Origin of the sequence: Nocardia sp. NPDC058518 (genome assembly GCF_042719655.1) — a bacterium.
GTDB lineage: Bacteria > Actinomycetota > Actinomycetes > Mycobacteriales > Mycobacteriaceae > Nocardia.
This window is the reverse complement of record NZ_JBHXNJ010000021.1, coordinates 1-13,238: the sequence shown is the minus strand read 5'-3', so window position 1 is coordinate 13,238 and position 13,238 is coordinate 1. Positions and strand designations below refer to the sequence as shown.

Annotated in this window: 10 protein-coding genes; 8 read left to right on the top strand and 2 right to left on the bottom strand. The window is 64.4% G+C overall.

Features of this window, described 5'->3' with window-relative positions:
• Positions 1 to 2: 2 nt before the first annotated feature.
• From ACFWPX_RS29060 to ACFWPX_RS29030, 7 genes are read left to right on the top strand one after another with little or no spacing between them, the layout of a single operon-like run.
• Positions 3 to 1,046 carry an MlaD family protein gene (locus ACFWPX_RS29060; protein ID WP_378930746.1) on the top strand — a complete coding sequence of 348 codons (1,044 nt, stop codon included), beginning with the start codon at positions 3 to 5 and terminating at the stop codon, positions 1,044 to 1,046.
• Complete coding sequence (locus tag ACFWPX_RS29055) at positions 1,046 to 2,044, top strand: MlaD family protein (RefSeq protein WP_378930744.1); 999 nt, start codon at positions 1,046 to 1,048, stop codon at positions 2,042 to 2,044. Before ACFWPX_RS29060 ends, ACFWPX_RS29055 begins: the two co-directional genes overlap by 1 nt.
• Positions 2,032 to 3,036: an MlaD family protein gene (locus tag ACFWPX_RS29050; protein WP_378930742.1), complete on the top strand. Its 1,005-nt coding sequence runs from the start codon at positions 2,032 to 2,034 to the stop codon at positions 3,034 to 3,036. Before ACFWPX_RS29055 ends, ACFWPX_RS29050 begins: the two co-directional genes overlap by 13 nt.
• A complete protein-coding gene (locus ACFWPX_RS29045; RefSeq protein WP_378930740.1) occupies positions 3,036 to 4,139 on the top strand; it encodes an MlaD family protein in 1,104 nt (367 codons plus the stop codon). The genes ACFWPX_RS29050 and ACFWPX_RS29045 overlap by 1 nt, the downstream gene beginning before the upstream one ends.
• Positions 4,136 to 5,200 carry an MlaD family protein gene (locus tag ACFWPX_RS29040; RefSeq protein WP_378930738.1) on the top strand — a complete coding sequence of 355 codons (1,065 nt, stop codon included), beginning with the start codon at positions 4,136 to 4,138 and terminating at the stop codon, positions 5,198 to 5,200. Before ACFWPX_RS29045 ends, ACFWPX_RS29040 begins: the two co-directional genes overlap by 4 nt.
• Positions 5,197 to 6,153 carry an MlaD family protein gene (locus ACFWPX_RS29035; protein ID WP_378930736.1) on the top strand — a complete coding sequence of 319 codons (957 nt, stop codon included), beginning with the start codon at positions 5,197 to 5,199 and terminating at the stop codon, positions 6,151 to 6,153. The genes ACFWPX_RS29040 and ACFWPX_RS29035 overlap by 4 nt, the downstream gene beginning before the upstream one ends.
• Positions 6,154 to 6,171: 18 nt before the next feature.
• Complete coding sequence (locus ACFWPX_RS29030) at positions 6,172 to 6,747, top strand: hypothetical protein (RefSeq protein WP_378930734.1); 576 nt, start codon at positions 6,172 to 6,174, stop codon at positions 6,745 to 6,747.
• Between the two features lie 96 nt (positions 6,748 to 6,843).
• Here ACFWPX_RS29030 and ACFWPX_RS29025 read toward each other — a convergent pair whose 3' ends face one another.
• Both ACFWPX_RS29025 and ACFWPX_RS29020 read right to left on the bottom strand, forming a co-directional pair.
• Positions 6,844 to 7,464 (bottom strand): VOC family protein, encoded by a 621-nt coding sequence (locus ACFWPX_RS29025; protein WP_378930732.1) that lies wholly within the window; start codon positions 7,462 to 7,464, stop codon positions 6,844 to 6,846.
• 10 nt (positions 7,465 to 7,474) lie between these two features.
• A complete protein-coding gene (locus ACFWPX_RS29020) occupies positions 7,475 to 8,062 on the bottom strand; it encodes a MepB family protein (protein WP_378930730.1) in 588 nt (195 codons plus the stop codon).
• Positions 8,063 to 9,018: 956 nt separating this feature from the next.
• On the opposite strand from ACFWPX_RS29020, the gene ACFWPX_RS29015 reads away from it, so the two are divergent.
• Positions 9,019 to 13,238: amino acid adenylation domain-containing protein (locus tag ACFWPX_RS29015; RefSeq protein ID WP_378930728.1), on the top strand; the 4,220-nt coding region annotated here is incomplete at its 3' end.

Sequence of the window (13,238 nt, the reverse complement as noted above, 5' to 3'; positions counted from 1 at the left end):
CCATGCCTGCTTATGCCCTGCCGGGAACCGAAGTCGGGCCACTGCGCGCCCGCGTACTCGGCACCCTCGCCATCGTGCTCACGCTGCTCGGCGTGCTCGTCTGGCGGGTGGTGCCCGACAGTGAGCCCGCCGACCAGATCCAGGTCGCGTTGCTGGTCGGCGAGGTCGGCGAGGGGGTGGGGGAGGGGACCGATGTCCGGCTCGATGGCGTGCGCGTCGGCTCGGTCGCCACGATCGACTTCGCGGGCCGCAGCACACAGCGCATCGAGCTGACGCTGAGCGGGTCTCAGCTGTTCGGCCTGACGAACGCGCTGACCGTCGACTACGCGCCGGGAAACCTCTTCGGCATCAGCGCCATCGAGCTGCACTCGACGGCGGGCGGCGCCGAGCTGGTCGACGGTTCGATCGTCGACCTCACCGACCGCGAAGCCGATCGGGTTCACGACGCGACGCTCTCGGCCCTGCTGAAATCGACGGGACAGCTCACCGACGAGGTGCTGACACCCAAACTCGTCGAACTGCTCAGCACGATCTCGCGCGACCTCACAGCCTTCACGCCGCTGATGCAGGCCATCGGCACGACCGCCCGTTCCTATGCCGAAACCAGGCAGCTCCCGCCGTCGATGCTGTTCGAACAGTTCGGTTCGGCGCTGACCGGGTTGCCGCCGATGCTCACCGGCGGGCTGACGCTGCTGTACGCGGAGTACACGAACAAGTACCTGGCGGTACCCGATCAACTCCAGCGCTTCGGCCAGATGTTCGAAGGCATCCAATACCAGTTGCTGCCGACCGTCACCCAACTGCTCAGCACGTCCCGACAGTATTTCGGTGGAATCCTGCCCATGATCAGCCTTGTCCTCGACCGGCTTTCCGCGTCGGTCAGCACCCCGGAACGCTCTGCGCAGCAGCTGAGCGAACTACTCACCCGCCTCGACACCGCCTTCCGCGACACACCCGACGGCCCGGTGCTCACCGCCGGGGTCGAACTGGATGTGGTGCCCGGCCTGGCGACACCGCTGTCCTCGATGCTCGGGGGCGTCCGCTGATGACGACCCGTGCCCTGCTGCTGCGCGTAGCCTCCGCGGTCCTGCTGATGGGTGTGGTGCTGGTGGGCGTCCTGCGCGTGATCGAACGACCCGTCGACGGCGAAACAGACACCTACACAGCGCTGTTCACCGATGCGAACGGCCTGCGCGGTGGCGACGACGTGCGTCTCTACGGCGTGCAGGTCGGCAAGGTGCGCGCGGTCGAACTCGACGGCGCGCTCGCTCGCGTGCGGTTCACCGTCAGCAGGGATCGGGCGCTGTTCACCAATACTGTGATCGCGATCCGGTACCAGAACCTCACCGGCTTCCGGTATCTGGACATCGAGCAGCCCGAACAGCCTGGGGGGCAGCGTGATCCGGCAGCGGTGTTCGGCACCGCGGAAACGGTGCCCGATTTCGACATCACCCGACTGTTCAAAGGCTTGCAGCCGGTGCTGGCCGAACTCTCGCCCGACGATCTCAATCAGTTCGCGACCAGCATCCTCGCGGTGATCCAAGGCGACGGGACGGGTATCGGGCAGGCGCTGGGCGCCATCGACAAGCTCAGTCGCTACGCCTCCGATCGGCAGGCGGTGCTGGCGACCCTGGCGGGCAACCTCGCCCAGGTGGCCGATCATCTCGGCGGAAAGTCGGGCAATGCGATGACCCTGCTGACCAATCTGACCAACCTGTTCATCACCATCACCGAGAAGCTGCCCGGACTCTTCGAGTTCACGAACGGGATACCCGGTGTCCTGCAACCACTGCGAAGCATACTGACCGTCTTCGGGGTCACCGGCGAGCCCGGTCGAGACCTCGATGCCGCACTCAGCAGGGCTTTCCCCGACCCCTACGACGCGGTAGCCGCGTTCGAGAGCCTGCCCGGCCTCATTCAGGCGATGACACAGGCGATTCCACCCAGCGGCCCCGACCTCACCTGCTTGCACGGGAATGCCACCGCACCCGAACCGCTGCAGGTACTCATCGCCGGACAGGGGATCGTGCTGTGTCACCGATAGAAGCGAGCCGCGCCGCCGATCCCCGGGCAGGCGAATTGCGCTGGGGGATAGCGGGAATGTGCGCGGCCGTGCTGTTACTGGTCGCGATCGGCGCGGTGTATGTCACCGGAACGACCAGTGAGCGAACGTATTCCGCCGAGATGACCCAGGCGGGCTCGGTCCGCACGGGAGATGACGTGCGACTCGCGGGAATCCCGGTCGGGAAGGTGACCTCGCTGACCCTGCTGCCCGATCGGGTCAGGATGGAATTCACCGTCGACGAGGACGCGTTCCTCGGTGACCAGACCACTCTCGACATTCGGATGCTGACCTTCGTGGGGGGCTATTACGTGGCCGTGCTGCCCGCCGGGACGAAACCACTCGGTGACACGGTGATCCCCCTGGAGCGAGTCATCGTGCCCTACAACCTGACCAAGGCGTTCCAGGACGCGGTGGCGCCGGTCCGGCGGATCGACGGGACCGTCTTCCGGCGCGACCTCGCCGCACTGTCCACCGCGATCGACAAGAGCCCGGATGCCGTGCGGTCGACGGTGCGCGCCGCCGGTGACATGGTCGCGATCCTGGACAAGCAGAACGCCGACATCTCCCGCGCCCTGTCCATCGCCGACGAATACCTGACCGCGCTCGACGCGAACGCCGACGTGCTGCGGGACCTGCTCATCACGCTCGGCACGCTCGAAGAGATCATCCAGGTCAACAAGGTTCAGGCCGCCGTGTCCCTGCGGGATATGGCGGTGATCCTGCACGACCTCACTCCGCTCGGTCGGGCGTGGGACGCGACGATCAAACAGCGCGTCCAGCCGCTCGCCGATGCCATCGGCCCACTCGAGGAGCTCGTCGCGCAGCTGGGCACCCTGCTCGATTCGGTGCGTGCGTTCGAACAGCAGCTGCTCCCACTGCTGCCCGCGGGCGGTGGAGTGAGCATCGATCAGTCCGGCGCGACGATCCAGCTCCCTACCGTGTGTGTGCCACTGCCCGGAGGTGGTTGTTGATGCTGACGAAGATCCTGGGATCGCGCGGGCTGATGTCGGTCGTGGTCGTGGTGGTGGTGGTCCTCGCCGGTGCGATCGGTCTGCGGCTGAGTTCGCCGAATCCGCCGATGCGTGGCTACTGCGCCGAAATGCCCGACAGCATCGGGCTCTACGAGGGCAGCGCGGTCACGGTCATGGGGGTGCAGGTCGGGCGGGTCACCGAGATCAGCATCGACGGTGCGGTGGCGCGCGTCGAATTCGCCGTCCGCGCCGATCGCAAGCTGCCGGTCGATGTCGGGGCGGTGACCGTCAGCGACACCTTGATCGCCGACCGGCGGCTGGCCCTGATCGGCGCCGAACCCGCTGGGCCGGGCTGGAATTCGAGCGAGTGCATCACCAAGACCCTGACCCCCAAGAGCCTGACGCGGACCTTCGACGCGCTGGCCGGGCTCGCCGACCAGCTCAACGGTGCGGGAGATCCCTCGCAGCGCACCGCCGTCGGGGCCGGAATCGACGCGCTCGATCGCGCGACGGCGGGGACGGGCGACCAGATCAACGACGTCATCGCCGCACTGAGCAGGGCACTGGCCGCACCCGACGCGGCGATCGGCCACATCGGGCAACTGCTCGACGCGCTCACCGAGCTCGCGCACCGGGCCCGCGGCGGCTGGTCCCAGGTGGAGACCACGGTGAGTGGGCTGCCGCAGACGTTCAACGACATCGTCACCATCGCTTTCCCGCCGATCATCGAGATCGTCGCCGCGCTCGCCGATCTGCTGCCTCAGCTCAACGACGTGATCGTGATGTTCGGTTCGCCCGCGCTGCGCGCCTTGGATTCCGTGCCGGATCTTTCGCGCATGATCGCGGCGGGCGTCGGCTCGCTCGCCGACGTCATCGCCATGACTCCGGCCGTGGCGAGCGGCTTCGCCGGCGCCGTCGACCCGGCCAGTGGTGCGCTGACCATCGGCTACACACCACCGAAACTCGTACTCGCCCAGCACGACACGGCCCAGGTCTGTGCGGCCGTGCAGATCATCACCGGGCAGCGATGCCAGGCGGCCGAAAGCGGTGCGATGACGATTCCTGCCCTGCCCCTGCTGCTCGGGGCGGTGAGCGCACGATGAGACGCGCCGCCCTGCTCCTGTTCGCGGTGCTGCTCGCCGCCACCGGCTGCGGCTTCCAGCCCGCCGACCTACCGGTTCCGGGTTCCGGTGTCGACGGCCCGACGTATCCGCTGCGGATCGAGTTCGCCGATGTGCTCAATCTTCCGCAGGGCGCCAAGGTGATCGCGGCCGGTGTCCGGGTCGGCATGCTCACCGGGGTCACCCTCGTCGATCCCGTCGCCGCCACACCGGACCGGGCGGCCGTGCCCGGCTATGCCATCGCCGATGTGGCCATCGGGCAGTCGGTACGGCTCTCGGCCGGCACCACCGCCGAACTTCGCCAGGAGACGCCGCTGGGCGACGTCCACATCGCGCTGAGTGAACCGGCGCAAGCGCGGGCGGGCGAGCTGACGGCGGGTGCGACCATCCCCCTCGCGGACACGACCCAGTCGCCCCCGATCGAGGACATCCTGGCCGGGCTGTCCACCTTCATCGGCAGCGGAGCGGTGACCGACTTCCAATCCATCGTCCGCACCATGAACGGCGTGTTCCCCGACGATCCGCGCGACACCGCCCGCCTCGCAGGTATTCTCGGCGCCGACATCACCGACCTCGGCGACCACCTGCACTCGGTCGACGCCCTGCTCGACGGCTTGGAGGCCACGGTCGAGGAGGGCATGCAGCAGAACCTACCGATTCTCGACGAACTGCTCACGCCCTACGGCGTCCAGCACACCACCGATGCGGTGAACGCGCAGATCCGGGTCATCTTCGTGCTGACCGCGCTCGGCCCGGTCGCGCCGAGCGCGCAGTGGCTCGGCCCGCTGCTGTCCTCCCTGGACGACACCACCCGCGCCTTGGTCCCCATGCTGCTGGGCAGCCGCCCGCTCGACGCCGATTCACCGTCGAACATGAAGGCGCTCATCGACCTGATCAATACCGATCTCGTTCCCTTCGCCACCCACGGCCCGAAGGTCGACCTGGTCGACGTCACCCTCGGGCCGTCGGCAGACCCGGTCACTGCCGACGAGCACACCGCCCGCATCGTCGACACCCTGCGGATGATCGGACTCGTGCGATGAATCTCCGTGCGGCAGTGTCGCTCTCCGCGATCGCGGCGGTCCTGGTCTTCGGGGTCGGGTACATGTCGCTCGGCGTGCTGCGGCTGGACCCGCGACTGAGCTACATCACCGCCGACCTGCGGCTGGACAACTCGGGCGGGCTCGCGCCGAATTCGCCTGTCCTGCTGGCCGGTGTCCAGGTCGGCCGCACCGAGTCGGTGCGCAAGCAGGCGGGCGGGGTGCTCGTCCGGCTGCGGATCGACAGCCGCTACCGCATCCCGGTGTCCAGCGATGTCCGGATCGAGCAGCTCTCGGCGCTCGGTGAGCCCTATATCGCCTTCGCGCCGGAATCGGGTGCGGGCCCGTATCTCGAGGACGGCCAGGTCGTCGCGGCGGACCGGATCCACCTGCCGATGACCATCACGGCTCTGTCGGCCCGACTGGTCGAATTGCTCGAACAGATCCATCCGGAGGCGATCGCGAACCTGGTCGACACCTTCGACCGCGCGCTGGCCGGGACGGACACGGCGATGCAGACCTTGCAGCGGTCGTCGACCCTGCTCGCGGCCACCCTGCTCAGCCGCACCGAGGCCGTGCGGCAACTGTTCGCCGATATGCAGGCCCTCGGCGGCAACATGGAGTGGCTCGGGCCCTCGCTCGGCACCGCGGGCCCGCTGTTCGGCGAGTTCGGCGTGACGCTGAACGCGATCGTCGAATCGGGCTCGGAGCTCGTCGAGAGTCGTCCGGTGCCCGCCTACTTCACCGGCGACGGCCTCGTGCCGTTCCTGGCCGACCTGACCACCCTGATCGACGAGATCGGGCCGAGCATCGCCCCGCTGGGACAGATTCTCGGTCCGGTCGTCACCGATGCGGTGAACCGGACACCCGCCATCGATATCAGCACCCTGATCGACCAAGCCCTGCAGAGCGTGGACGCCGACGGCACAGTGCATTTCCGCATCGGCGTCAAATAGCCGGACGAAGGACAGACCATGAGTACAGCGACCGAAGAAGCCACCACCACCGAGGCTGCCGAGCAGCCGCCGCGCACCGTGTCCCTGCGACTGTCGACCGTGCTGACCACCGCCGCGATGGCTGTCCTCGTCGCCGCGGTCGTCACCTTCGCGGCGCTGTACTTCTCGGCCGAGGCGACGATCGCCGACCGCGAGGCCCGCGACGCCGACGCCGAGCATGTCGAACAGATCGCGTCGGACTACGGGGTCGGCGCGTCCACCATCGACTACCGCGACGTGCAGGCGTGGTTCACCCGGCTGCGGACCGGCACCACCCCGCAACTGGCCGCGAAATTCGACGCCACCGCACCGCAATTGGAGCAGATCCTGCTGCCACTGCAGTGGACGTCGAAGGCCACGCCGCTCTCGGCGACGGTCACCTCGGAAAACGGTGGCATCTACAAGGTCAACGCCTACCTCGACGTGGTCTCCACCAGCGCCCAGACGCCCGAGGGAACGCGGACCACCGTCACCTACTCCCTCACCGTCGACCGCAATGCCGACTGGCAGATCACCGAGGTGGGTGGCCTGCAGAACGCGCTCCCGACCAAGTAGCCGACTCGGAATGTGGCGAGATGTCGTGACGGTCGGTCGCCGACGGTGAACTGGCGCAAACCGGGAGACGATCACCGTGCGAATCGTGTCGGTCACCTAGAGGAGGGTGATCGCTCCCGCCGGACCTTCGATGACGGCGACAAGTGCCGGGTGTACCCCGGGATGCACGGTGAGGTCGATCGAGAGCGCCCGCAGTTGGGCGCTGGCCACCGCAGGTCGGGGATGCACGGCTTCGAAGGAGCGCAGCGTCGCTCGGGGCAATGTGTCGGACGGGTGTCGAGTGGTGCCCCAGTCGATGAGGAACGGGATCACTCCATGATGAGTGCCGTCGGGACTGAGCGTGAGTCGCCATTCGAGCAGGCGGCCTTCGGAGGTAGCGCGAGACATCTGCGATACCTCGCCGGGATCGAAACCCGCTGCGCGCGCGGTCGATACAGCGGCATCGATCCCGTTCACCTGTGCTGCCCAGGTCACCAGGCGTGGTTCGGTCAGCTCGTCGAGTCCGAACGGGCGCGGCCGCCGCGGAGGTAGTTGGTCGGGATCTACGCCGATGATCTCGAGATAGCCGCCATCTCCCAGACCGAGCAGGAAGTTGCGAGTGCCGAATCGTGGGTGGCGGCCGCCTTCGGCCGGACTGACACCCAGCGTTTCCCGCACTGTGCGCACGGTCTCGACCAAGTTCGGGGTAGCCAGGACCAAATGATCCAGGTTGCTCATCGGAGGTCGCTCAGCCCTGGATCAGATCCAGAAGCCGATCGGCGTCGACGGACTCCTGCGGCTGGAGCTGGACAAATCTGGCGCTCTGCCACCGCTTGGTCTGGATCGCCTGCTTGGAATCCGGGTGCACCCACGGTGCGTAGACGCGGATCGCCCGCTTCCCCCCGTCCCCAGCGACCGACATCACTCCTCTGCGAATCAATTCCGAACGATTGAAGATGAACAGGCCGCGATGATCTCTGTCGAAGGCCGCGATGATGACCGAGCTGACGTCGTCCGTGGAGTCGAGCGGTGCGATCTCGCTCGCGGGATCTGGCCTCTTCCAGATCGTGACGAACTGTCCCACTTTGGTAGGCGTCGTTTTGGCCACGCGAAAGGCGATGCTCCGACCTTCGACCTCGAATCTGCACGCACCGTACTCAGCGCTCTCCGTCTCTCTCGTAGGAGACTTCGTCAGCGCTAGGCCCGACGTCTCGAACGCCTCACGGATGGACTCGGTGAGCTGAATGGGAAGGCTTCCGCGAGCAGGGTCCATGTCCCACTGATGGGAAAGGCTCTCATCTTCTTCCCGGATCGCTGTACCTGCGAGGTCTTTCAAGAACACGCTCCGTTTCCGTCAACGTCGAACTCTGTGTGCTTGGGACTGAAGGCGATGCGCGGGTCGGCGACTACCGGTCGGCACGATCGGCTGGTGCGTCCCGGTCCGATGGGCGATCACGCCTCGACCATACAGGCGGGGACTTCCTGCACCAGTGTGGATCCCGACGGACCGGCGGCAGGCCCGGACCTACCAGTCGCGGTAGTCAAGCCGGGTGTTGAACGAAATCCCTTGTTATGCAGCTACTTTCGCTGACTACCTTGACAGAGGCGGACCGGGACGGAAGTGTGGTTTGCGACGTCACAGATCGGTTCGCGCGGGGAGGGACTGCTACGACGTCGGCCGAGGAGAACAGTCGATCGAGGACCGAATCATCGACGCGAGCAGTACCGATCGACCAGCAACAAGGGGGAGTGGATGAAGCAGTCCGGTGAAGTGGATTCCGGAGACCCCGACTGTCTACGGCCACAGCGACAGTCGAGATGTGAGAACAACCGGGGGTTCCAGCGCGGCCCCGGTGAGAGCTTCCCAGCACGATCAAGATCTGGCAGCACATGTGATCCGGACCGACGCTTTCCGGGCAACTCCGTCGAACCGCGCCGAATAGTCTATGCGACCAAGCCGGCACCAATCCATTAGCTGCCTGCGGCGAACATTCGAAATGTATTGACGTCGCCTCCGACCGCAACGGTGCGGTCTATCCACTCCTCACCCCTGGACCGCGATTCCGCCCCGGGATGAGGACTCTCGCACGCCTGTATCGGGCCGACAGCCCGATCAGTGGTGTGCCCTTCTTCCGATCCCATGGCACCAGGCGAAATCTCGGGCCGTGTCGAGCGCACGGCGAAAAAGGGTAGCCGTCTGGGCACTCGCCAGTGTCGGCCGCTACGGGCACATAGTCACCGATCAAGCAGTAGCGCAACGCATCGAAGCGCAGATCCAAATGAGGTTCAGATATGACAAGCAACGCTTCCCTCGAACTGCTCGCGACAGCAACCGGTATGCCGGCAGATGAGCTCGAGCGCGCGACCGAAACACTCTTCGGAGCTCTTGGAGTCGACTCCCTCACCGCGACACGCGTTCGAGGATTGTTCGATCCGCAGCCTACCTATCAAATTCTCAACGGAATGACGGTTGCGCGAGTAGTCGAAGGAATTCGTGCATCGCTGGACCGCGGGCAGACCACTTCGCCGAAACCGTCACTCGACAGCACGCAATCGCACCCATTGACCCCGATGCAGGAATCGTATGTGCTGGGTGCGCAGCAAGATCTTCCGTGCATTGTCTACCATGAGTTCGACGTGCTGAATCTCAACATCCGGTCCTTTCAAGAGGCAGTGCGGTCGGTCGTCGAGGAAGAGCCCATGCTCAGCGCCGTTCTTGTGAATGGCTCGAGGCAGAGCATCGGGGAGCGGCGTAATGCTGAGCTACCGGTAGCCGTGGAGTCCGACGGTCCGGAAGATCCTGAAGATCGCCGAAGGAAGTATGTCGATGCACTCCTGGAGGTTTCGCATCGGCATTGGATTGTCGAGTTGACGCAACTCCACTCGGGAGCCACTCGAATTCACTTTGCGCTCGACATGTTGTTCGTCGATGCCGCCAGTGCCGTAAAACTGTGCCAGCGAGTCGCCGCGCACTACCGTAGTCTGGTCAGGGATCGCCGGTTGCTGCCCCCGCCGGGTGCTGCTCACAAGTTCTTCGAGCATTGTGATGAGCTAGCAAGCCGACGTCCTTCCTCGGTATCGCTGGAATACTGGACCGAGCGATGTGAAGAGTTCCCCGGCCCGCCCCAGCTGCCTCGCTCCAAACAAAATATGAATGAAAAGCACTCCTTTGCCCGAGAATCTGTAGTCCTGGATTCCGCGCATTGGGGCGCACTCAAAGAATGTGCGAAGAGTCGGCAGATCACACCCAATTCGCTGTTGCTGGCGGCGTTCGCCGAGGCGATTCGGTTGTACTCGGCAGAGTCCAGGTTCGCGATCGCGGTAACCACCTCGAACAGGCCGGTCACACTGCAGAACGACTATTCCGAAACAATCGGAGAATTCACCGACGTCACGTTGTGTTCGGCAACCAAGCGGCTCGGTGAGTCTGTCGTCGACTCCGCCATCGGATTTCACGAGCAGCTGACCCGCGGTATGGAGCACGGAGACGTCAGCGGGCTGGAATTCATTCGCATGCTGCGACAGCAGCGTGGCGATGCCCACCTGTCGTTTCCGGTTGTCTTCACCTCGTTTCTGGGAATCATCAAGGGCGACTTGGGATTAGCGGACACGGTCGTCACGCTGAACTATCAAAGTACTCAGACACCGCAGATCTCACTGGACTGTCAGGTCTACGAAGTAGACGGTGAACTCACTGTCAATTGGGACTATGACGCGAGCATCTTCGCTTCTGCGCAAATGGCAGAAATGCTGAAGTGCTATCAACGACTTCTGCGAGGGCTGGCATTCGATATCAACCATCCGGCAGTTCTGGATGCAACGGTCCTGGAACTGCGAAATCGACTGAACCAGACCTATAGGGACCGCGGCGAGCAGGGGAGCCGCCTACTGCACGAATCTGTCCTCGACGCAGCAGTCGAGCGACCCCAGGCGGTCGCGATCATCGATCACGATGTAGAAATCACCTACCGGTCGATGATCGTCCTGGCGAATGCGGTAGCCGTCAAACTACAGGAGAACGGTGTACGGCGCGGCTCCTCCGTCGCTGTTCTTCAGGAAAAGGGCTGGGAACAAGTAGTCAGCGTCATCGGTGTTCTACTCGCTGGAGCGCACTACATCCCGCTGAACGCCAGTGACCCGATCGAGCGCATCCGCACCATCGTCGGCCAGTCCAACTGTCCGGCGATGCTGACCCACGGGCCCACGGTGGCATTGGGGATGGATGCGTCGGAAGCCGCCGAATCGAGTCACCCGATCTGCGTTGTCGATGTCGACATGCATATCGCGGACGGGATCGGCGCGCGACATCCTTATCCCACCTCAGCGGCTGCGGATGACCTGGCATACATCATCTTTACATCGGGTTCAACAGGGGTGCCCAAGGGCGTGGAGACGACCCACGCGGGCGCGGTGAATACCTGTCTCGACATCAACGAGAAGGTAGCGGGCCGAGGCAAGGTAGTGACGTTCGGGATCTCGGCCCTCAGCTTCGATCTTTCGGTATGGGACATTTTCGGTACGCTCGGCGCGGGCGGAACGTTGGTCACCTGCAAGCCGGATGGCACCCGCGACCCGGACTATTGGCGCGAGCGGCTCGCCATGCATCACGTCTCCGTGTGGAACAGTGTTCCCACCTCGTTCGAGATGCTCCTGGCATCTCGAGGTGGGCCAGAGCTCTTGCTCGGAGACCTCGGGACAGTTCTGCTCAGCGGCGATGCCATTTCCATGGCCTTGGCGAATCGTGCGTTGCAGATCCAGCCGGAGTTGCGGCTGTACGCACTCGGCGGGGCAACGGAGGCATCGATCTGGTCGAACTACCACCTGGTCACGACGCAGACGAAAGACCTGGGAACCGACCTGGTCCCCTATGGCCGTCCGCTGTCCAATCAGACGATGCACGTGCTGAACGAAGAGTTGGGCTACACGCCCGACGGCGTGATCGGCGAAATCCACATCGGTGGAAGAGGTCTCGCGCGCGGGTACTTCGATCAGCCGGTACTGACAGCGACAAGTTTCATACAGACCAGCAGGTTCGGGCGCCTGTACAAGACCGGCGACCTCGGGAGATATCTCGGCAACGGGGAAATCGAGATCCTCGGACGCAAGGACTCTCAGGTCAAGATCGGCGGACACCGCGTTGAGCTATCTGAGGTAGAGGTCTGCGCCGAGCAGCTGCATGAAGTCACGAAGGCTGCCGTAATTCGTGTGTCGGAGCCCTCGGACGGAATCGTCGGATTCGTCGCGACACCCCACCCGAGCGAGGCGCTCGAAAGCCGGGTGCGCAAGCACATCGATGAACGATTGCCGGCGTACATGTCTCCGCAGGTGTGGATTCTGCTCGAAGAGATCCCGGTGACCGCGAACAGCAAAGTCGATGTCAAACGTTTGCGGGAAATCGCGCACAATGCCGAACCTGTAGCCCCCGTTGACATTGACAACACCGGTGTCGTGGAAGAGATTCTCTACCACACCGCGTCTGTGCTGAACGTTGCTGTGGATGCTCTGTCCGCAGAACGTACCTTCGCCGAACAGGGCCTTACCTCGCTGTATGCGGTGCAGTTGGCGAATCGGCTGCGGGACGCATGGGATACCCATCTGCCCTATCCCGCGATCTTCAACTACCCCAGTGCCGGCAAGCTCGCGGCCTATCGTGTTGCGGCACAGGTCAGGTCAGGAGAGGAACTCGTCGCTCCGCAGCGAAGGGAAATGTTCGAAGGCTCCTCTGACGAACCGATCGCGGTGATCGCGAGCGCGTGTCGACTACCGGGCGACGCGAGCTCTGTCGACGAGTTCTGGCAGATGCTCACACGCGGCGAGGACTGCATGTCCGACATCCCCGACTCGCGGTTCGACATCGGACAGATCTACAGCGCGGAGGTGGGCACGCCGGGCGGGAGTTATAGCCGACGAGGCGCATTCATCAGTGGTGCTGACCTTTTCGACCATGAGTTCTTCGGGATCCCCCTTGCGGAGGTTCAGTCGATGGACCCTCAGCAGCGCCTTCTCCTGGAAGTGAGCTACGAGGCGTTCTACGCTGCCGGATACACCAGGGAAACACTGCGAGGATCGTCGACCGGAGTGTTCGTCGGGCAGATGAACTACGACTGGATGATGGACTTCGGTCATTCCAAGGAGTATGCGAGTACCGGTGTCGCCCCGGCTATCACGTCGAACCGAGTGTCGTTCGCCCTCGACCTCGCCGGCCCCAGCATGACCATCGATACCGCGTGTTCGTCATCGCTGGTGGCGATCGACCTCGCTGTAGAGAAGCTGCGAAACAACTCGTGCCGGGTGGCGCTGGTCGGCGGGAGCAATCTGATCCTGTCTCCCGAACCGTACGTCTTCACCTCGCAAGCGCGGATGCTGAGTGTCGACAGTCGTTGTGCCACTTTTGATGAGTCGGCGAACGGCATGGCGCGTGGTGAGGGTGTTGGTGCTGTTGTTTTGAAGCGTTTGAGTGATGCTGTGGTTGATGGTGATCGGGTTCTTGCGGTGATTCGTGGGACTGCGGT